Source organism: Nocardia carnea, assembly GCF_029869215.1.
Lineage (GTDB): Bacteria > Actinomycetota > Actinomycetes > Mycobacteriales > Mycobacteriaceae > Nocardia > Nocardia carnea_B.
In genome coordinates, this window is sequence record NZ_JARWPM010000289.1 from 1 (window position 1) to 20,111 (window position 20,111).

A 20,111-nucleotide genomic window follows, 5' to 3' on the forward strand; every position below is an offset into this window, starting at 1 on the left:
CCACCTCTATCTAATCCCGCGTGCGGGCCGGGCTGGCGCACGGGGGGGCGGGGCGCACCCACTAACCGGTGGTGGTGTATCCGTAGCCGCTCCCCGCCGCGCGGGCGGGGCGGGAGTTCGCCGAACCCGACGAATGCGCCCTGCTGCAATTCACGTCGGGCTCCACGGGCACTCCGCGCGGAGTGCGGGTGAGCTGGCGGAATCTGGCGAACAATATCGCGATGATCTCCGCGCTGGTGGATTGGCGGCCGGGTGAGGCGATGGTGTCGTGGTTGCCGCTCTACCACGATATGGGGCTGGTGGGGGCGTTCCTCACCACCGTCACCAACCAGGGCGACCTGTACCTGATGCGCCCGGACCAATTCGTCCGCGACCCGGTGCGCTGGCTGCGGGCCATGACCCGCGCCCAGCATTCGCCGTCACCGTCGTTCGCGCTGGGTTATGTGGCGCACCGGGTGCGCCCGGCCGATATCGCGGAACTGGACCTGTCCGGCTGGCGGACGCTGGCGGTGGGGTCGGAGCCGGTGGAGATCGCGAATCTGCAGTCCTTCGCCGAACTCACGGCACCTCAGGGTTTTTCCATGAGCGCGTACACCCTCGCCTACGGTCTCGCGGAAGCCACCCTCATGGTGACCTCCTCGGCACGCGACCGGCCCATCACCACGCTGCGCCTGGACACCGCGGCGCTGCGGTTCGGTCAACCGGTCACGGTGCTGGCGGCCGAAACACTGTCCGACGGGCATTCGGTGAGCGGGTCCGGGTGGATCAACGGACTCGGTTTCCCGACACCCGAATCGACGGTGCGTGTGGTGGACGCGGACGGGAACCCGCTACCCGACGGCACCCTGGGCGAGATGGTGGTCACCGGGGATTCGGTGGCACTCGGATACGCCGAGCCGGCCGGCCCTGAATCGTCGACCCGGATCGCCGGCGGTGTGCTCTACACCGGTGACGCCGGGTTTCTCCACCACGGAGAGGTTTTCGTGCTCGGGCGGATGGGGTCGAGCCTGAAGGTGCGCGGCCGGCCGGTGTTCATGGAGGACATCGAATCGCGGGTGGCCCAGGAGACCGGGCTCACCAAGGGGAAACTCGCCGCGGTGGCGCTGCCCGAAACCGGCGGTCAGGGGATCGCGCTGTTCGCCGAGGCGGCGCCGGGGGAGTGGATCGCGCAGGCCCGCGGCATCATCGCCGGACAGCTGGGCCCGGCGCAGACCGTCACCATCGTCACCGGCCCGCGCGGCATCATCGCGCGGACATCCAGCGGTAAACCACGGCGCAGGCATATGTGGGAGCGTCTCCATGAGGGTGTGCTCGACGGCGCCGTGGTGCACGAGACCCCGGCGCTCGATACGAGATTCGCCGAAGCCGCACCCCCGCCACCGACCGAACCCTTCGCCACCCCCGCCGCACCGGTACACGTCCCGGCGGCCGGCGACGGGCCGGGCTCTTCGCCGGCGGTCGACGCCGCACGTTCGCCGGCACCGGCCACACCCGCAGGCGCCGCCGGGCCCGGCGATCCCGTGAGGTCTTCGGCGCCGGCCGAGCGCCCTGCGCGCGCGGCGTCCCCAGGGCCGGCCCCTGCTTCGCCGCCGCCCGACCCGGCCCGCGCCCCGGTGCGGCCCTCGCTGCCGGCCGAGAGCATCGAGCGGTTGCTTGCGGCGGCGCTGGAGCAGGTCGCGGCGCCGGCCGGGGCGGCGGTGTTGTTCGAGGGGTCGTTGGCCGAGGGTTTCGGTAACGCGGGGTCGGATGTGGATTTCCTGGTGGTCGCGCCGGGAGCGGAGGAACTGCCGACCCTGCCTACGGTGCTGTTCGTCGAGGGCCGGCGCGTGGAGATCCGCACGCGGTCGGCCGGTCAGTTGCGCCGGCAGCTGGAGACGGTTGCCGGTGCCCGCGAACCGGCCGAGCTGGACGAGGATGTGCTGAACCGATGCCAGCGGTTCCTGCGCGCCACGCTCGTCCGCCCCGGCGACGGGGTCGACCTGCCCGCGCTGTACGCGGTGCTCACCCATGACGAATTCGCCCGGCGGATCGCCGGCTGGTGGGCGGCGCGGGCCCGGCAGGCTCTGCGATACGCGGTCGCCTGGTCGGTGCTCGAGGCCGGCGCCGCGGCCGCGGACTGGGCCGCGGACGGACTCCTGCAGGCCGTGAAGGCTTGGGCGGCCCGGCACGGGGAAACCTATCTGGAGACGAAATGGGTCCCGCGGCAGCTGGATCGGCTCGGCGACCGCGGCACGGCCGTCGCCCACCGCTATGCGGAAACCGTGGCCTGCCTGGGTGGCCCGGCGGACGGCCGGCTGCACGAGGGAACATCCGGCCACCGGGCCGGGCTGGGACAAGTCCTCGAATTCGCCGCCGAACTCGGTGCCGCCGGGGTGAGCGACGATCCCGACCGGGTGCTCCTCGCCCGGGCACCGGGTATCACCACGTGGCGGATCGGGGAGCAGGTCCATGTGCTGCGCGGTGACAGCGAGGTCTTCGTCCTCGCCGAGGACGCGGCGCGGGCCTGGCGTTCGGTGGTGTTCCGGCGGTCGCTGGTCGCGATCCTCGACCGCGCCGGTGCCATCGGCCCGCACCTGGCCGAGTTCGTGCGACTCGGCTTCGTGGGGCTGGACTGGCGCGGCGACGGCCCGATCACCCCCGCGCTCGCCATGTGCGCGCCGGTGCGTCCGGAGACACCGCCGCCCTGCCCGGTGCTGCCGGTGCTCGCCGTACACGGTGCCGCGGCCGAACCGGAGCGGCCGGTGACCCTGTCCCCGCTGCCGGCCCCGCGGTTCGTGGCCTGCGGAATGGGTCTGGTCTGGTCGAATATCGTGCTGGAGAACGCGCGCGAGGATCTGACGGGCGCGGTGAAGGACGGTCAGTGGGCGGTCGCCGATATCGCGGCGCACCGTCTGCTCGCCATGGCGGTGCGGGTGCTGCTCAGCGCGTTCGGTGTCCATCCGCTGCCCGCGGACGTCGCGCCGCTGAGCACAGTGACCCGGATAATCCCCGCGCGGACCGCCGGCCGCGACGAATTGCTCGCCGGCCTGCGCACCGCGCAGCGGATCCGGTTCGGCGATCCGGCCGGTGACGCCGGCGCCGCGCTCCGGACCCTCGAGGATTTCGTCACCCGGGTGCGGGCTGTCGCGGGCGGCCAGGGCTTCCCCGCCTCCTTCGATTCCCGCGACCAATGGCGCCGCACCCTGTCCATCGGCTACGACTGGCTGCGCTTGGCCGGTTATCTGGATGCCGAATTGCCCCTCGACGAAGCCCGCGATCTGCTGACCTCCGGCGGCCGCCAACCCCATCTCCGGGACGGGGAGGCGTGATGAGCGATACCGCCGTGGCCCGGCAGGTGCACCGGATAATCGACGCGATGGCGCCGAAACCGGGCATCACCTGCACCGAAGACGACCGCCTCGTCGAAGACCTCGGATTCGATTCGCTGCGCCTGATGGAGCTGACCGTGGTGCTGGAGCGCACCTTCGGCCTGCCCGCGCACCGGCCCGAAGAGCTGGCCGGAGTACTGCGGGTGGGACAGGTCGTGACTCTGGTCCGCACCGGCGTGGAGCGGGAGGCGCGGCGATGACGGGCGCGGTTCTGGTCACCGGGGCGAGCGGGCTGGTCGGTGCGGAAGTGGTCGCCCGGTTGCGGGCCGCGGGCCGCGAGGTGCTGGCCCTGCGGCACAATGCCGGCGAGATCGTCGACAGTGCCGGTGCGCGGGTCGAGCCCGACGGTTTCCGGGCCGGTGATATCCGGCGGCCGGGATTCGGGTTGAGCACCGCCGTCCGTGCCGAGCTGGGTGCGCGGGTGGAGGCGATCGTGCACTGCGCCGCGACCACCGCGTTCGACGCCGCCGATACCGACTACGCCGAGTTGAACATCGCCGGAACCGGCCACGCGATCCGGCTCGCCCTCGAGTGGGACGCCGCGCTGATCCACCTCAGCACCGCCTACGTATGCGGTATGCGCGGCGGGCTGATACCCGAGGACGGCGCGGACCGCACACCCGAGTTCGGCACCCGCTACGAGGCCAGCAAATACGCCGCGGAACAGGCCGTGCGGGCGGCGCCGGGGCTGCGCTGGGCGATCGTGCGCCCCGGAATCGTGACCGGTAGGTCCGGTAGCGGTGCGATCCGCGAATACAAGAACCTGTACACCGTCGTGAAACTGATGGTGGAGGGCAAACTCCGGTCGCTTCCCGGCCGCTACGACGCCACGATCACGCTCGCGCCGGTCGACCATGTCGCCGCGGTGGTGGCGGCCGCGGTCACCGGCTTCGCTCCCGGAAGCATCCTGCACGCAGTCGGCCGGGATGCGTTGTCGCTGCGCGAGATCTCGGATGTGCTGGCCGAATACCCATCGTTCGCCGTGGCCACCTTCGTGCCCGAAACCACTTTCGCGGAAAACGATCTCGATCCGATCGAACGCGAATACTATCGCCGCATCGGCTCCCTCTACACCAGTTACTTCACTCGTCGGCAGTCCTTCGGTACCGCGCGGGCCGAAGCGCTGCTCGGGCATCCGCCACCCGATTCCGGTAAGGAATACCTCCGGCTGTTGCTGGATCACTGCCTGGAAACCGGCTACCTCGGCGACCCGCTGCCGACCATCGAGGACGTACTCGCCGGAACCGCTACGGAGTGGAAGATATGATCGATCACCCGGCGCCCGCGGCGACTCGGCCCGGCTCACTCGCCACTCTGCTGGAGGCGCTCACCCCGCAGCCGGACAAAGTGCGCGCGTACCGGTCCGATACCTATGTGCTGGAGAGTGTGGAGCAGCTGGCGCGGCTGGGAATCGATGCCGGTGCGTTCGCGGCCCGGCATTCGCTGCTGCTGTTGAAACCGGACGCCATCATCGCGCGCGCCGTGGAGCCGACGCTGAAATGGCTGTCGGCCAACGGTTTCCGTGTGGTGGATGCCGCGGCGATCCCGGTGAACCGGCATCTGGTCCGGGCGCTGTGGTATTACGCCTGGAATATCGCCTCCCCGGAACGACGCCGCCTGGCCGACCTGCTCGCCGGTATCTCGGACTGCCTGCTGCTCGTCGTATCCGGCCCCGACGGCGAACTCCCGGCCCCCGTGCGGCTCACCGAAGCCAAAGGCCCGACCGACCCCCGTAAACGCGAGCCGGGGCAGCTGCGCTACGAACTCGGCCGGCACAATTTCCTGCTCAACCTGGTGCACACCCCCGACGACCCCGCCGATGTGCTGCGCGAACTCGCGATCTATTTCCCGGAGAACCAGCGCGCACAGGTGATCACCCGCGCCTATACCGGCGCGAACCACGCCGAGTCCGCGCGCGAACTCGCCGACGCCCTGTACGCGCGGACCCCCTGCCGGTCCTTCGACCGGGAGGCCGCGGCCGACCGGGTGCTGCGCGATCTCGAACGCGCGGGCAGTCCCGCCCCGCCCGATTTCGATCCCGGCGACGACGCCGCCTGCGCCGCCGTGCTCACCCGGGCACTGCTCGCCGGCCGGGAGATCGACCCGTGGTCGGCGGTGGTGCTGGGTTCTCAGGTGCTGCCCATGCGGACCGGCACCGGCCCGCAGACGTTGCCGCCGGTGACCGCCGAGGATTGGCGGGAGGGCCGGTGATGAGCGCATCGGGCCCGGACGCGGACCGTGACCACGCGGGCCCCCTCCTGACGCGCGACGGGGACGGTATGTCCGTCGCAGCCGTCGCGGCGAAGATCTCCTATCAGCAACCGATCCGGCGGGAACTGACCCATCGGGCCGCGGTCTCGGAGGTTTTCGTCACCTCGCTGGCGGCGCGTTCGGCGGGCCGTTTCGTGGCCGGTGCGCAGCTGCCGCGTATGCACGCCTACTACGGTGATCACCTCGGTGTGCTCGGTGCGCGCCACGATTTGCTGGCCGTCATGGAGACAGCGCGGCAGGCGGCCATCGCCCTCACCCACGAGTTCTACGCGGTACCACTGGATTCGGTGTTCCTGGTGCGGACGTTCAACGGTATGGGGATACCCGGCCCGGTCTGGGCGGCCGGTCCCGATCCCGCCGAGCTGGTCCTCGGGATCGAGGTCGTGAACCTGCACGGTAAGGGCGCAACGCCATGCGGATTGGACGTGGTCTTGGAAATCTCCTGTGCGGGCGCGCCGCTGGCGACCGTGGACGGATCGTTCTCGTGGCTCGCGCGGGAGGAATGGTCCGGGCTGCGCACCGTGTTCCGGCAGGAACAGGGTCTCGAGCCGGGCGTCGGCGCGGTGGTTTCGGCGGACCGCCGCGCCGACCCGGCGGCGGTGGGCCGCCGCGATCCCCGCAATGTGGTGGTGGGCGGGCTGTCGGACGGTGCCGCAGCACCGCTGGCCGTCGATCCCGGGCACCCGTTCCTGTTCGATCACCGGCTCGACCATCTGCCGGGCAGCGCGCTGCTCGAGGCCGCCCGGCAGACCGCCCTGCTCCGGCTGTCCGGCGACCGGCCGGACCCGCCGCAGCTGATGGCCGTGCGGAGCCGTTTCGATCGGTTCACCGAACTGGACCTGGCCGCGGAATGCCGGGCAGAGCTTGCCGGGCCGCCAGGGTCGCTGCGGGCGCGGTGCATGGTCCGGCAGGGCGAGATGACCACCGCCGAACTGGACCTCACCTTCCGCGACGTGAGCGCGGCGGGATGACCGCGGCCGGTGGGTCCGGCGATACGGCCGGGCAGTCGCCGATCACCGCACCCGGCCCGGGCGGCGCGGTGCGGCGGCTGCTGCATTTCACGAAGGTCATGTACAAACCGCACTATCTGCTCTACGGCGTGCTGTGGGTGTGCGCACTGGAAGCGACCATCGCCCTGCTCACGGTGCCGTGGGATACCTGGCGGCCCGGCTGGGCGACGCTGGGCCGGGTCCTGGTCGTCGCGGGGGTACTGCTCTACCTGCGGATGGTCGACGAACAGAAGGACCTCGAGTACGACCGCGTCCACAATCCCGGCCGTCCGCTGGTGACCGGTGCGGTCACCGCCGCCGATCTGCGACTCGGCGCGACGGTGCTCGCGGTGGCCGCGGTCGCGGCGAGCCTGCTGCTCTCGGGTCGTTCCGCGCTCGCCATCGCTGCGGTGCTGGTCTACGGGCTCGGCCTGTGGGGGCTGGAACGGTTGTCGCCGTGGATCCGGGACAATATTTTGGCGAATCTCGTCGTCACCTACCCTGTGCAACTTCTGCTCACGGCGTACGTCCTGCTGTCGGTGCTGGACACCGAGACACCTCGCGGATGGGCGTCCTACGGGTTGTGCACCACGTGCGACGGGCGCCCGGCAACGTTCTGGTCCCTGGCGCCGGTCGCCGTGATCTTCGCGGGCGCATTCCTGCAATTCGAGTTCGCCCGGAAAACGGCTCATGAGCGCCGGCCCGGCGAGCACTACTATTCGAACCTGCTGGGCGCGGGCCCGAGTTGTGCCGTCTCGCTGCTGTTCGTCGCGGTCGCGGTCGGCGCGGACCTCGTGCTGGTGCGGCCATGGGAGTACTCCGGCCTGCGGCTCTGGCTCGGATTCGTGCCGGTGCTCGCGACCTTGCCGCCGGTGTACGGCGCCGTCCGGTTCCTGCGGGACCGCACCGCCGAGTACCCCTTGGCGCCCGCAGTGCTGTTCATCGTCGGTTTCTACGTCGTCCTCATCGCCCAGGCGGCCGTTGCCGCCTGATCGCCCGCGCAACTGTTCGCGCTGATCGCCCGGGGGCCGTGCCCGCCTCGCGCCGGTCCGTCGCTGGGACCGGCGGCTCGGATTCCGTGCCGGTCGTCCTGCGAGAATGCCGGAGTGCATATCGCGATCGGCCTGGTGGTTCTGGTGGCCTCGGCCGCCCTGGTGGCGGCGCTGGCCCGGCGGTTCGGGGTATCCGAACCGCTGGCGCTGACGCTGGCCGGCGTGGCCGCGTCGTACCTTCCGTTCGTACCGGAGGTACATCTGGAGCCGGAGATCGTGCTGCTCGGGCTGCTGCCGCCGTTGCTGTACACGGCGGCGATCCGCACCTCCCTGGTGGATTTCCGGGCCAATCTCGGCACGATCGCCCTGCTGTCGGTGGGGCTTGTGCTGTTCAGCACGTTCGTGGTGGCGGCGGTGGTGTGGTGGCTGTTACCGGTGCCGTTCGCCGTGGCGGTGGCGCTGGGAGCCGTGGTCGCGCCGCCGGACGCGGTGGCCGCCACGGCGGTGGCCCGGCGCATCGGTATGCCACGGCGCATCGTCACCATCCTCGAAGACGAATCGCTGTTCAACGACGCGACCGCGCTGGTGGCCCTGCGCACGGCGATCGCCGCGTCGGCGGGCACCGTCTCGTTGTGGAAGGCGGGTGGCGATTTCCTGCTCGCCGCGGGCGGCGGCGCGCTGGTCGGCATCGCCGTCGCGTACCTGCTGGCCCTGCTGCGGCGCCGGATCACCGACCCGGTCCTCGATACCTCGCTGTCGTTCCTCGCGCCCTTCCTCGCCTATCTGCCCGCCGAGGAGATCCACGCCTCCGGGGTGATCGCGGTGGTGACCTGCGGGATGATTCTCGGCCACAATGCCCAGGTCTGGCAGAGCGCGGCCTCCCGGACCGCCGAACGCCTGAACTGGCGGACGGTCCAGTTCCTCCTGGAGAGCACGGTATTCCTGGTGATCGGCCTGCAGGTCCGCGGGATCGTGGAGGGGGCGTGGGAGAGCGGGCTGGACCATGTCACCGTGGTGGTCGCGGCGGTCGCGGTGCTGCTGGCGGTCATGCTGTCGCGGCCGGTGTGGATTTTCGCGTGGGCGCTGCTCGAGCGGGTGACCGGCCGGTCGGCGGTACCACTCACCCATCCCGCGGTGGTTTCCTGGGCGGGTATGCGCGGTGTGGTGACGCTGGCCGCTGTCCTGCTGCTACCGGCCGGCACCCCGCAGCTTCCGGTGCTGAAATTACTCGCGCTCGTGGTGGTGGCGGGCACACTGCTGCTGCAGGGCACCTCGCTGCCGTGGTTGGTACGGCGGCTGCGGTTGCGGGCCCCGAGCCGGGCGGAGGACGCGTTGCAGAAGGCGACCCTGCTGAGCCGGGCGTCCACCGCGGGCCTGGCCGCCCTCGAGGCAGCGATCGGCCCGGACACGCCGCCCGAGGTCGTACAGTCACTGCGCGACCGGGTGGCGCAGCGCACCAACGCCGCCTGGGAACGGCTGGGCCGCCCGGAGGCCGAACAGGCGACCCCGACCGCGGAATACCGTCGGCTGCGCCTGCTGATGCTGCGCGCCGAACGGGAGACCGTGCTCCGCGTCCGGGATACCGGCGACGCCGATTACGAGATCCTGCAGCATGTGCTGGCCCGGCTCGACCTCGAGGAATCGATGATCGATCGATTCGACGAAACCGAGGACGAACAGCAGCCCGAACCGCTGCTCGGACCCGCCGATTCGGGCGCCGGCTGTACCCATCTGCGCGCCGCGCCCCTGGTGTGCGACCCGGCCGGACCCGATGTCTGCGCCGAATGCGTGGCCACCGGGATGACCTGGGTTCATCTGCGAATGTGCCTGGACTGCGGGCATATCGGCTGTTGCGATTCGTCCCCCGGCAACCACGCGGCCGGGCATTTCGCGGCGACCGGCCATCCGGTGATCCGCAGCGTGGAGCCGGGTGAGGCGTGGCGCTGGTGCTACGTGGACGACCTGCTGGGATAACGGGCGGCGGGATCAGCGCCGCGGACGCAGGGTGACCGGAAGCCGCGCCGGAGCCGGTACGAAATCACCACTCGACGGGCGGACCCGGTAGCCCGGACGCAGCTCCGGCTGCCAGCGGGTGAACAGGGCCGCGGTGGCCAGGGTGATGGTGCGGACGGCGAAATTATTGCCCGGACAGTGCCGGGAACCGACACCGAACGGGAGGATCGCCTTCTTCTCCACCTGTTCGCCGCGGGCCGGGGACCAGCGGCCGGGATCGAAGGTGCCCGGATCGGGGTAGTAGCGCGGGTCGTGGTGCACCAGGTAAGGGCTGTAGACCACCGTGCTGCCGCCGGGCAGGGTGAGACCGTCGAAAGTGACCGGACCGGAGGCATTCTGGATACTGACCCACGGGCCCCAGTAGCGCAGCGTCTCCTGGATCACCTGCCGGAGGTAGGGCAGGGCGTAGAGGTGGTCGGGCCCGACCGGCCCACTGCCGACGGCCGTGCGGAGCTCCGCGCGCACCGATCCGGCGACCCGCGGATCGCGCAGGATCTCGTACCACACCCACGCCAGGATCGATGCCGTGGAGCCGACACCCGCGGCGAGCATGAGGATCAGCTCGTCGATGATCTCGTCGTCGTCCAGGGTCGCGCCGGTATCCGGGTCGCGGTGCCGGACGAGAGCCGACAGCACATCGTGGAAATCGTGCCCGGTGGCGCGGTACGCGGTGACGACGGACCCGATCTCGGCGCGCAGCGCGGCCGCCTTGGCGGCGAAACGGCGGTTCGCCACCGGCCGCAGCCGGCGCACTGCCGGTGGCAGGGCGGCTCGCTGCACAACCTGACCCAGTAGCCACGGAATATTCTCGCGCACTTCCGTTTTGGCCGCCGCACTGAAGTCGGCGGTGAACAGGGTGGCGGAAAGAGTGTCCAGGACCAGGCGGTGCGCCTCGTCCATGAGATCTACCGGCCGGCCCGCCGGTAGTGCCGCCGCCCACGCGGTGACCAGGCCGGCAGCCACCGCGGCGTAGTCGTGCAGCCGTCGCTGCCGCAGGGCCGGGGCGATCAGCCGGCGCCGCTGCTCGTGCGGGGGGCCGCTGAGAACATTGGAGGCGCCGCGGAGCACCTCGTGCACGGCCGCGCGCAGATCGTCGCGATGGAACTCCCCGGCCGTACCGAAACCGACCTGCCGGATCAGGTCCGGGGTGGTGAGCACGTAGGCGGGTCGTGGCCCGAGGTACACCCGGACCACCGGCCCGGACGCGGCGAGCGATCGCACGAAACCCAGACTGTCCCCGAGGGCGCGCACGCTGTGCCCGAGCAGCGGCAGCCGACCGGGTGCGGTGGGAACCTCGGCGAGCGTGCGCGGCATCCGGCGCCGGGGGTTGCCGGTGATCAGGTCGGTGTAGATCTCGAGTGCCCGCGAGGTGAGCTCGGATTGCCGTACCGCGACCTGTGCGGCGGCGAGATGGTCGCGCATTTCGCCGAGGCGTGCGGGATCCTCCGTCAGCTCCCGCAGTGCCGCGGCGATAGCGGCGGGTCCGGGGCCGGAAGTACAGACCCCGCCGCCCGCCGGGACCGACTCGCCGAGATCGGGGTCGCAGTACACGATCGGAAGGCCCACGGCCACGGCTTCGAGCAGGGCCATCCCCTGAGTGTCGAAACCGACCGAAGGAAACAACAGCACATCGTGGTCGCGCATGGCACGCAGGCATTCCGGCTGCGGGCGCGCACCGTGGAACCGCACGCGGCCGGTCGCGCCCCGGGCCGCGACCAGGTCGCGGGCGGACTCGCGGAGCTCACCGTCGCCGTAGACGTCCAGCCGGCAGCCCGGAACGCTCAGTACGGCCTCGATCGCCGGAAGCGGGCGCTTCTCCGCGGACAGCCGCGCACACCACAGGACACGCAGTCCATCCGGGGGAGCCGCTGTACCGTCGAGGCCCGCCCCGGCCGCGTCGAGCAACTCGTCGTCGATTCCGTTGGACACCACATGGAGTGGCCCGGCGTAGCCGTGCGCCCGCAGCCGGCGGGCGAAATGCGCCGACGGGACGATCACCGCGTCGGCTGCCCGGGCCTGGGCGGTCATGGTGTGCCAGGCGTGGCGGGCCGCCCGTGATTCCGGGTTCCGTGGCATCCGGCCCCGGTGCCCGACGAACCCGCCGTGCAGCAGGCGCATCGCCAGTGCCGCCGGGTACGGCGCGGAGGAGGTGTGTTCGAGGAAGGCGTCGTCGCGGCTGTGCAGGGTCTGGACCAGCGGAACACCATGTCGCCGGGCGGCTTTCACGCCGGCGCCGGAAACGCCGTAGGTAGTGTGGGTGTGGACGAGATCGACCGGGCCGCGGGCGGCGAACACCGAGTCGATCAGCCGGTTGTTCGCGGGGGTCGGCAGCACCATCGCGTAGCCGTTCACCGAGATTCCCCGCACACCCGAAAGGACCACCAGGCCCGGGTCCGGTTCGGTAGATTCCGGTCCGGGCGCGGTGAATACGGTCACCCGGTGCCCGCAGCGCTGCAAACCCCGGCGTTGCGCGGCGACCGAGGTCTGGATGCCACCGACCGTCCCGGGGTGGAAATCGGTGAACAGCGCTATATGCATGTCCCCACGGTAGTTAGGGAGCTCGGATGAAAGTCGCAATTCCGTTGACCGGAACCCGGGGCGATGTGCAACCCGGGGTCGCGCTCGGCCTGGAGCTGCGGGCCCGCGGGCACGATGTGGTGGTGGGGGCGCCCCCGAATCTGGTCGAGTTCGTCACCGCCGCCGGCCTTTCGGCGCAGACCTGTGGACCCGACGTCCAGCAGCTGTACGCCTCGGAAGAGGGGCAGAAAGCGCTCGCCGCGGGCAGCAGTCTGCGGCTGATGCAGTTGGTGGGCAAACAGATGGCCGAATACGCGGACCGGATGAACAACGAAGTCGTCGCGGTGTGCGCGGGTGCGGAGGTGATCGTCTCGACGCTGCTCACCGAAGACCGGGTGGCCTCCGTCGCGGAGGCATCGGATACCCCGATGGTGACGATGCACGGTTTCCCGGGCCGCGCCACCGGGGCCTATCCGTTCCCGGGAGCCCTGCCACCGCATTGGCGGCCGCCGGCGCCGGTCAACCGGGCGACCTGGGCGGTGGCGGAGAACCTGCGGCGGGTGGTGTTCATGCGTTACCTCAACCGGTTGCGCCTGGACCTGGGATTGCCGAAGACCGCGCAGAGCCCGGCGGCGATGCTGGCCGCGCGGAATGTGCCCGAAGTGCAGATCTACGATCCGGCGCTGGTCCCCGGCCTGGCCGAGGACTGGGGTGCGCGGCGGCCACTGGTCGGCTTCCTGGCCCTGCCGCGGGCGGCCCGGGAGGCAGTGGGCGAGCTCGCCGACGATCACAGCGACCTGCTGGGCTGGATCGCCGACGGCGAACCGCCGGTCTACTACGGGTTCGGCAGTATGCCGATCCGCGACACCCACCAGATCCTGGCCATGGTCGAGGAGGTGAGCCGGCGTCTCGGCCGCCGGGCCCTGGTGAGCGCCGGCTGGAGTGATCTCGATACCGCGAACGCCGAGACGGGTCCCCAGCTCCGGGTGGTGGGCCCGGTCGCGCACGACCTGGTCTTCCCGCACTGCGCCGCCGCCGTGCACCACGGCGGGATCGGCACCACCTTCGAAAGCCTGCGCGCCGGCCTGCCGACCCTGGTCTGCTCGGTCTCCTTCGACCAGCCCATGTGGGGCGGCCAGGTGGAACGCCTCGGCGTCGGCGCGCATCTGCCCTTCGCGAAACTCGAACCCGACCGGCTGACCGCCGCCGTGCGCAGCCTGCTGGAACCCGTGATGTCCCGCCGGGCAGCGCTGCTGGCCGAATCGCTGCGATCGCGCTCGGATGCGACCACCCGCACCGCCGATATCGTCGAGGCCGCGGCGAGGTGAGCAACGCGGCGTGCCCGGCCCGGCCGGAGGCCCCGGTTCCCGTTGGGGTGGTGTCTCCGCCATCTCGGGACCGGCGCCGGTACGTGGGGGCGGGCCGACCGCGGGCATCTGCCGCCTCGGCGCGGCGGGCGCAGGGCGGTGCGGACACGCCGGCCGGTAACCGATGACAGGCCGCGGGGGACACCGGCCGGTGTCCGAGGCCGTGTCCGACTCCGCGGTGATGTTCCGTCGCGCCGTGCGCCGCAGCGTACGGGGCCGGGACACCCTGCTGATCTCGCTGCTGTTGCCGATGCTGCTCATGCTGCTGTTCGTCTATGTGTTCGGTGGCGCCATCGACGTGGGTATGCCCTATATCGACTACGTGGTGCCCGGAACGATGGTGCTGTGCACCGGTTTCGGTGCCTCCATCACCGCGACCGGCGTCGCGACCGATATCCGCACCGGCGCGGTGGACCGTTTCCGCACCCTGCCCATCCACCGTCAGGCGCTGCTCACCGGGCATGCGCTGGAAGGGCTGGTCCGCAACCTCGCGGTGATCGGGGTGCTCGTCGGGGCGGCGGCCGCGCTCGGTTTCCGGCCGCACGCCGGAGTGCGCGCCTGGGCGGCCGCGTTCGGCATCATCGCGCTGTTCGTGCTCGCGGTCACCTGGATCGCGGTGGCACTGGGGCTACTCGCCCGGGCCCCCGAGGCCGCGGGCGGGTTCACCTACGCCATCATGTTCATCCCCTACCTCAGCAGCGCCTTCGTCCGCACCGAAACCATGCCGTCCTGGTTACGCGGTTTCGCCGACCACCAACCCGCAACCCCTGTCCTCACCGCGCTCCGCGGGCTCCTCACCGATACACCCCAGCACGCCGCGGCGGCCGCCGTCCTATGGTGCACCGGCCTGACGATCGCGGGCTACCTGGTCTCGGCGGTGTTGTTCGCCCGGCGCTGCCGGTAGCGTGCCATCGCGCATCCGGTGACCAGGTCCGGCCCGGTGTCCTCCGGTGACACTGCGGTCGCGGACCCGCCGGGGTAGCGGTGTCGGTGGGCTCGGGCAGTATGGGGCCTATGACGACCGCGGCGGGCAGCACAGTGGGCGAGGCCGGTGAAGTCGCCGGTGAACTCCGGCAGCGGGCGGAGGCGCTGCTGCGGGAGCTGGCAGGGCCGGGCGCACGGTTGCGGGAGGACCAGTGGGTCGCGATCGAGGCGCTGGTGGTGGACAAACGCCGGGCGCTGGTGGTGCAGCGGACCGGATGGGGTAAGTCGGCGGTGTATTTCATCTCCGCGAAACTGCTGCGTGCGCAGGGGCGCGGGCCGACGGTGATCGTGTCGCCGCTGCTGGCGTTGATGCGTAACCAGGTCGCGGCCGCCCAGCGGGCGGGGGTGGTGGCGGCCACCATCAACTCCGGCAATGTCACCGAATGGGACGAGATCCACGATCAGGTGGCGGCCGGGGCGGTGGATGTGCTGCTGGTGAGCCCGGAGCGGCTCAACAACCCCGATTTCCGCGATCAGGTGCTGCCCCGGCTGGCCGCCGACGCCGGGCTCGTCGTCATCGACGAAGCGCACTGCGTCTCCGACTGGGGGCACGATTTCCGGCCCGATTACCGGCGCATCCGCACGTTGATCGCCGATCTGGGCAGCGAGGTTCCGGTGCTGGCCACCACCGCCACCGCCAACGACCGCGTGGTCACCGATGTCGCCGGGCAGATCGGTACGGACACGCTGGTGCTGCGCGGCAGCCTGGACCGCGAATCATTGCATCTGTCGGTGGTCCGGTTCGACGACGCGGTGGAACGCACCACCTGGCTCAGCGGGCATCTCGACGAGCTGCCCGGTTCCGGCATCGTTTACACCCTCACCGTCGCCGGCGCGCACGACCTCGCCGATGTGCTCACCGCGCACGGCCACCGGGTCGCCGCCTACACCGGCCAGACCGATCCGGCCGAACGCGAAGCACTCGAAACCGCGCTGCTGAACAACGAGGTGAAAGCTCTCATCGCCACCTCCGCGCTGGGTATGGGGTTCGACAAGCCCGATCTGGGGTTCGTCGTGCACGTCGGTGCGCCCTCGTCGCCGATCTCCTACTACCAGCAGGTCGGTCGCGCCGGCCGCGCCACCGAACGCGCCGAGGTGGTGTTGCTGCCCGGCCCCGAGGACACCCGGATCTGGAGCTATTTCGCCTCCGTCGCGTTCCCGCGCGAGCATGTGGTCCGCTCGGTCCTCGAAGCGCTCGACCACGAGCGCCCGCAATCCACCGCGGCCCTCGAACCCCTGGTCGAGCTGAACCGGTCGCGGCTGGAGATGGTGCTGAAGGTGCTCGATGTGGACGGCGCCGTCCGCCGGGTGCGCGGCGGCTGGCTGTCCACCGGACAACCCTGGTCCTACGACGCCGACCGTTACGAGCGTCTCGATGCCGCCCGCACCGCCGAACAGCAGGCCATGCTCGACTACCAGAGCACCACCGGCTGCCGGATGGAATTCCTGCGCCGCCAGCTCGACGATCCGGCCCTCACCGCCGCCGCGCCCGGTACCGGCGCCTGCGGCCGCTGCGACAACTGCACCGGCAATCACCGCGACATCACCGTCGATACAGACGCGATCGCCGCCACCCGCGCCCGCCTCGATCGCCCGGGATTCGATCTCGCACCGCGCAAACAGTGGCCGACCGGTATGGCCAAACTCGGTATCTCGCTCTCCGGAAAGATCACCGAGGGCGCCGAAACCGGCCGAGTGCTCGGCCGCCTGAACTCGCTGGGCTGGGGCCGGCGGCTGCGTCCCCTCCTGGACGGCCCTGACGGGCCGGTGCCCGACGAAGTCGTGCAAGCCTGTATTCCGATACTGCGGGAATGGGATTGGGCTGTCCGGCCCACCGCGGTCCTCGCGCTGGAATCAGCGGACCACCCCGTACTCACCACGTCCCTGGCCGAACGTCTCGCCACCATCGGCCGCCTCCGCAACCTCGGCACCCTGCACCTGCGCCCCGATCAGCCGCCGGTCTCGGCGGTGAACTCGGCGCACCGGGTCGCCGCCCTGTACGACGCCTGGGAGGTCCCCGACCTGTCCGCCGCCGACGGCCCGATCCTGCTGGTCGACACCCTCACCGATTCGGGCTGGACCTTCACCGTCGCCGCCTGGACCCTGCGCCGCGCCGGTGCGCCCGCGGTCCTCCCGTTCGCCCTCGCCACCCCGACCTGACATTCGCGACCCCGACCCGACCTTCGCCGCCGTGTCCGGACGACCTACCGCCGCATAGGACAACGGCCGCACCGCTCGGGACAGCCTGCCGCTGGGCGGCATGGTCCTGGCCCGCAGTACGCAAGGTTGTCCACGCGTCGCCGGGTCGGCCGACCGGCCGGGGCCGGGGCCGCCGCGCTGTCGGCCTCCGGCCGGTGGTCGCCGGGTTCCGGGCGGTTGAATGCCGACGTAGCCCCTGGAGCGGCCCGCGCCGGCGGTTCCGGAGGTGCTCAGGGGTTTTCGTTGTCCTCGTCGAGGTCTACCTCGTCGCGGTCGGCCCAGTCGATCAGTTGGGTCAGGTCGAAAACCGCATCGTCGATACCGGAATGGAGATCGCCCGCGCGGCGGTAGCGGTCGGGGACGGTCGCGATCGTGAAATCGCGGGGATGGATATCCGGTATCTCGTCCCAGGTAACCGGGGTGGATACGGTGGCCGCCGGGACACCGCGCACCGAGTAGGCGGCGGCGATGGTGTGGTCGCGGGCATTCTGGTTGTAGTCGATGAACAGCAGTTCGGGGTCACGGTCCCGGCGCCACCAGGTGGTGGTCACGTCATCGGGCACTCGGCGCTCGACTTCCCTCGCGAACGCCAGCGCGGCCCGGCGCACCTGCTGGAAACCGTGTTCGGGCGCGATCCGGACGTAGACGTGCAATCCCTTACCACCGGAGGTTTTCGGCCAGCCCACCGCTCCGATCTCGTCGAGCACTTCGTGCACGACCCCGGCCACCCGCTGCACCCGCGACCACGGGCAATCGGGCATCGGGTCCAGATCGATCCGCCACTCGTCGGGACTCTCGGTATCGGCCCGGCGCGAATTCCAGGGATGGAACTCCACCGTGGACATCTGCACCGCCCACACCACATCGGCCAGTTCCCGGACACACAGCTCGTCGGCGTGCCGGTTGTAGCGGGGGAAGAACACCCGCACCGTCGGCACCCACTCCGGCGCCCCGGCCGGTAGTCGCTTCTGATGCACCTTGTCGCCCGCCAGGCCCTTCGGGAAGCGATGCAGCATGCACGGCCGGTCCCGCAGTGCGTTGACGATCCCGTCGCCGACGCTCAGGTAGTACTGCACCAGATCCAGCTTGGTGGCGCCGGATTCCGGGAAGTACACCCGGTCGGGATTGGTGATGCGCACCTCGCGGTCGCCCACCGTCAGCTCCACCGCCGCGCCCGTGCCGCTGCCCATACCCCGACCCTAACGGTCGCGACCCGTCCAGGCAGGCCGGGACGCGACGAGCCGGCGGAAGGGCGCAGATGTTCACCTTCGACACCGTGATCGGACTGGCCAGAACAGGAACGCGGCCGGGGTTTCCGCGGGCGAGACCGTGACCGTGGGCGTCGAACTCGATACGGCGGAACGCACCGGGCCTGTGCCCGGCGATCTCGCCGCCGCGCTGGCCGCCGTTCCGGGAGCGCGGGCAGCGTTCGACGCGTTCCGTCCCGGCCGGGAACGGCTCGGACCCCGGCCGGCGCCGTCCGGGCAGGTTCGTGCGCGGCCGTCCTACTGACCGGCGATGCTTCCGGCCGGGCGGGGCTCGATGCCGGGCGAGTTGTCGGTGATCAGACTGCCGAGCAGGGCGAGCGAACGTTCGGACGGTGACCCGGGTTCGGCGTGATAGGCGATGAGCAGCTGTCCCGGTGCCCCGCTCACCGCGAAGCTCTCGTAGGCCAGCGTGAGCTCCCCGACCAGCTCGTTGTGGAACTGCTTGACCCCTGACGTTTTCGCCCGCACATCGTGGCGTGCCCACAGCCGCCGGAATTCGTCGCTCTTGAGCGAGAGTTCGCCGACGAGTTCGGTCAACCGCGGATCGTCGAGGTCGGTACCCGCGGTGGCCCGCAGGCTCGCGACCGTATCCGCCGCGATCTGGTTCCAGTTCGGGTAGATGTCACGGGCGCGAGGGTCGAGGAAAACCATCCGGACCTGGTTCACGCCCGGGACCGAGCACGTGTTCACCGCGGCGGCCAGCGGGTTCGCGGCCAGCACGTCGAGGTACCGGCCCAGTACCAATGCGGGAGTGTGCGACCACGCGTCCATCAGCCGCAGCAGGCCGGGCGTCACCCGTTCCGGCCGGCGCGGTGCGCGCGACCGGGCAGGCGCGGGCCGCGCCAGCTCCCGCAGATGTGCGGTGCCTTCGTCGTCCAGCGAGAAGACCCGCGCCAGGGCCGTGACGACCTGCTCGGACGGATGTTTGTCACGGCCCTGCTCGAGGCGCACATAGTAATCGGCGCTCACGCCCGCGAGCATCGCGATCTCCTCGCGGCGCAAACCGGCGACCCGGCGCCGGCCGCCGGCGGGCAGTCCGAATTCCTCGGGCCGGACGAGTTCGCGGCGGGCCCGGAGGAAGGCGCCCAGACGGTTGTCCGAAGTCATGCTTCCAGGGTAGGTGCGGGCCGGGCGGCCTGGGTGGCCCCGCGACTACCAGGAAACCCGCGACCTGGTAGCGGCCGGTTGCGGGGCCGACTGTTGTGGACATGACGAACAACGAGAATCAGAACGGCCGGGTCGCAGTGGTCACCGGGGCTTCCAGCGGAATCGGCGCCGCCACCGCGCGGCGGCTGGCCGCGGACGGTGCCAAGGTGGCGCTGCTGGGCCGGCGAAAAGAACGCATCGAAGAATTGGCGGCCGAGATCGGCGAGGCCGCGGTCGCGGTGGTCGCCGATGTGGCCGACCGGGAATCCGTGCGGGACGCGGCCGCGACGATCCGGGCGGCGCTCGGGCCGGTGGACCTGGTGGTGGCGAACGCGGGCGTGATGCTCGGGGCGCCGTTCGAATCAGCGGAGGTCGGGGAATGGGAACAGATGGTCGGGACCAATGTCACCGGCCTGCTGTACACCGCGCGCGCGTTCGTCGACGATCTGCTGGCGGCGGCGAACGACGGCCGCCGGGCCGATCTGGTGCTGGTGGGGTCGATCGGCGGACACGCGGTGTTTCCCGAATACGCCGTCTACTGCGCCACCAAGGCCGCGGTCGCGCATCTGACCCGGAACCTGCGGGCGGAATACGGACCGCGGGGCGTGCGAGTGAAAAATATCGAACCGGGTTTCGTCGGGACCGAACTCGGTGCCGGAATGAGCTGGGCGGCGCAGCGCGCGCAGTTGGACGAGTGGCGTGAGTCGATGACGATCCTGGAACCCGGGGATATCGCCGACGCGATCGCCTTCGCGACCTCGGTGCCGGCGCGGCTCAATGTCGCCGAACTGATTCTGGTGCCGACTCCGCAGGGCTGACAGCCGTCGCGGTGCGGGCCTTTGCGCGAACCGGTACGGAGATCAGCCTCGGCCGACACCCGCGGGCGGACTGCTGCGGGCGGACTGCTGCGGGCGGACTGCTGCGGGCGGACTGCTGCGGGCGGACTGCTGCGGGCGGACTGCTGCGGGCGGACTGCTGCGGGCGGACTGCTGCGGGC

General features: G+C 71.0%; 14 protein-coding genes and 1 pseudogene. 12 read left to right on the forward strand and 3 right to left on the reverse strand.

The genetic code is table 11. The features are described from left to right. Positions 1–131: 131 nt before the first annotated feature. From QH276_RS20085 to QH276_RS20115, 7 genes and pseudogenes are all read left to right on the forward strand, one after another. Positions 132–3,308, forward strand: a pseudogene (locus QH276_RS20085) (AMP-binding protein); the annotation flags it as partial. Then, positions 3,308–3,568, forward strand: coding sequence for an acyl carrier protein (locus QH276_RS20090; RefSeq protein WP_280401158.1), 261 nt, complete (start codon positions 3,308–3,310; stop codon positions 3,566–3,568). The pseudogene QH276_RS20085 and the gene QH276_RS20090, both read left to right, overlap by 1 nt. Beyond that, positions 3,565–4,635 (forward strand): SDR family oxidoreductase, encoded by a 1,071-nt coding sequence (locus QH276_RS20095; protein WP_280401157.1) that lies wholly within the window; start codon positions 3,565–3,567, stop codon positions 4,633–4,635. The genes QH276_RS20090 and QH276_RS20095 overlap by 4 nt, the downstream gene beginning before the upstream one ends. Next, positions 4,632–5,579 (forward strand): nucleoside-diphosphate kinase, encoded by a 948-nt coding sequence (locus QH276_RS20100; RefSeq protein WP_280401156.1) that lies wholly within the window; start codon positions 4,632–4,634, stop codon positions 5,577–5,579. The genes QH276_RS20095 and QH276_RS20100 overlap by 4 nt, the downstream gene beginning before the upstream one ends. Positions 5,580–5,647: 68 nt before the next feature. After that, the gene (locus tag QH276_RS20105; protein ID WP_280401155.1) at positions 5,648–6,610 is read left to right on the forward strand and encodes a ScbA/BarX family gamma-butyrolactone biosynthesis protein; all 963 of its coding nucleotides are present in this window, start codon (positions 5,648–5,650) and stop codon (positions 6,608–6,610) included. After that, on the forward strand, positions 6,607–7,620 hold the full coding sequence (locus QH276_RS20110; RefSeq protein ID WP_280401154.1) for a hypothetical protein: 1,014 nt from the start codon (positions 6,607–6,609) through the stop codon (positions 7,618–7,620). Before QH276_RS20105 ends, QH276_RS20110 begins: the two co-directional genes overlap by 4 nt. Positions 7,621–7,734: 114 nt before the next feature. After that, complete coding sequence (locus tag QH276_RS20115) at positions 7,735–9,594, forward strand: Na+/H+ antiporter (RefSeq protein ID WP_280401153.1); 1,860 nt, start codon at positions 7,735–7,737, stop codon at positions 9,592–9,594. Between the two features lie 12 nt (positions 9,595–9,606). Here QH276_RS20115 and QH276_RS20120 read toward each other — a convergent pair whose 3' ends face one another. Beyond that, on the reverse strand, positions 9,607–12,171 hold the full coding sequence (locus QH276_RS20120; RefSeq protein ID WP_280401152.1) for a cytochrome P450: 2,565 nt from the start codon (positions 12,169–12,171) through the stop codon (positions 9,607–9,609). A gap of 26 nt (positions 12,172–12,197) precedes the next feature. On the opposite strand from QH276_RS20120, the gene QH276_RS20125 reads away from it, so the two are divergent. The 3 genes from QH276_RS20125 to QH276_RS20135 all read left to right on the forward strand — a co-directional run bounded on the left by QH276_RS20125 (position 12,198) and on the right by QH276_RS20135 (position 16,661). Further along, on the forward strand, positions 12,198–13,478 hold the full coding sequence (locus tag QH276_RS20125; protein WP_280401151.1) for a glycosyltransferase: 1,281 nt from the start codon (positions 12,198–12,200) through the stop codon (positions 13,476–13,478). A 190-nt stretch (positions 13,479–13,668) separates the two neighbouring features. Further along, the gene (locus tag QH276_RS20130; RefSeq protein WP_280401150.1) at positions 13,669–14,421 is read left to right on the forward strand and encodes an ABC transporter permease; all 753 of its coding nucleotides are present in this window, start codon (positions 13,669–13,671) and stop codon (positions 14,419–14,421) included. A gap of 110 nt (positions 14,422–14,531) precedes the next feature. Further along, positions 14,532–16,661, forward strand: coding sequence for a RecQ family ATP-dependent DNA helicase (locus tag QH276_RS20135; RefSeq protein WP_280401149.1), 2,130 nt, complete (start codon positions 14,532–14,534; stop codon positions 16,659–16,661). A 269-nt stretch (positions 16,662–16,930) separates the two neighbouring features. On the opposite strand, the gene ligD is transcribed toward QH276_RS20135, so the two are convergent. Continuing rightward, positions 16,931–17,890, reverse strand: coding sequence for a non-homologous end-joining DNA ligase (gene ligD, locus QH276_RS20140; RefSeq protein ID WP_280401148.1), 960 nt, complete (start codon positions 17,888–17,890; stop codon positions 16,931–16,933). A gap of 139 nt (positions 17,891–18,029) precedes the next feature. Here ligD and QH276_RS20145 point away from each other — a divergent pair, with 139 nt between their 5' ends. Next, the gene (locus tag QH276_RS20145; RefSeq protein ID WP_280401147.1) at positions 18,030–18,212 is read left to right on the forward strand and encodes a YdeI/OmpD-associated family protein; all 183 of its coding nucleotides are present in this window, start codon (positions 18,030–18,032) and stop codon (positions 18,210–18,212) included. Here QH276_RS20145 and QH276_RS20150 read toward each other — a convergent pair. Then, positions 18,206–19,075 (reverse strand): helix-turn-helix transcriptional regulator, encoded by an 870-nt coding sequence (locus tag QH276_RS20150; protein ID WP_280401146.1) that lies wholly within the window; start codon positions 19,073–19,075, stop codon positions 18,206–18,208. The two genes, QH276_RS20145 and QH276_RS20150, sit on opposite strands and share 7 nt — an antisense overlap. Before the next feature lie 101 nt (positions 19,076–19,176). Here QH276_RS20150 and QH276_RS20155 point away from each other — a divergent pair, with 101 nt between their 5' ends. After that, positions 19,177–19,932 (forward strand): SDR family oxidoreductase, encoded by a 756-nt coding sequence (locus QH276_RS20155; protein ID WP_280401145.1) that lies wholly within the window; start codon positions 19,177–19,179, stop codon positions 19,930–19,932. Positions 19,933–20,111: the final 179 nt, after the last annotated feature.

What these genes read in the sequence shown, in the direction of transcription:
- QH276_RS20090 (WP_280401158.1), top strand. Translation starts at nt 3,308, where the DNA reads ATGAGCGATACCGCCGTGGCCCGGCAGGTGCACCGGATAATCGACGCG.
- QH276_RS20095 (WP_280401157.1), top strand. Translation starts at nt 3,565, where the DNA reads ATGACGGGCGCGGTTCTGGTCACCGGGGCGAGCGGGCTGGTCGGTGCG.
- QH276_RS20100 (WP_280401156.1), top strand. Translation starts at nt 4,632, where the DNA reads ATGATCGATCACCCGGCGCCCGCGGCGACTCGGCCCGGCTCACTCGCC.
- QH276_RS20105 (WP_280401155.1), top strand. Translation starts at nt 5,648, where the DNA reads ATGTCCGTCGCAGCCGTCGCGGCGAAGATCTCCTATCAGCAACCGATC.
- QH276_RS20110 (WP_280401154.1), top strand. Translation starts at nt 6,607, where the DNA reads ATGACCGCGGCCGGTGGGTCCGGCGATACGGCCGGGCAGTCGCCGATC.
- QH276_RS20120 (WP_280401152.1), bottom strand. Translation starts at nt 12,171, where the DNA reads ATGCATATAGCGCTGTTCACCGATTTCCACCCCGGGACGGTCGGTGGC.
- QH276_RS20125 (WP_280401151.1), top strand. Translation starts at nt 12,198, where the DNA reads ATGAAAGTCGCAATTCCGTTGACCGGAACCCGGGGCGATGTGCAACCC.
- QH276_RS20135 (WP_280401149.1), top strand. Translation starts at nt 14,532, where the DNA reads ATGACGACCGCGGCGGGCAGCACAGTGGGCGAGGCCGGTGAAGTCGCC.
- ligD (WP_280401148.1), bottom strand. Translation starts at nt 17,890, where the DNA reads ATGGGCAGCGGCACGGGCGCGGCGGTGGAGCTGACGGTGGGCGACCGC.
- QH276_RS20150 (WP_280401146.1), bottom strand. Translation starts at nt 19,075, where the DNA reads ATGACTTCGGACAACCGTCTGGGCGCCTTCCTCCGGGCCCGCCGCGAA.
- QH276_RS20155 (WP_280401145.1), top strand. Translation starts at nt 19,177, where the DNA reads ATGACGAACAACGAGAATCAGAACGGCCGGGTCGCAGTGGTCACCGGG.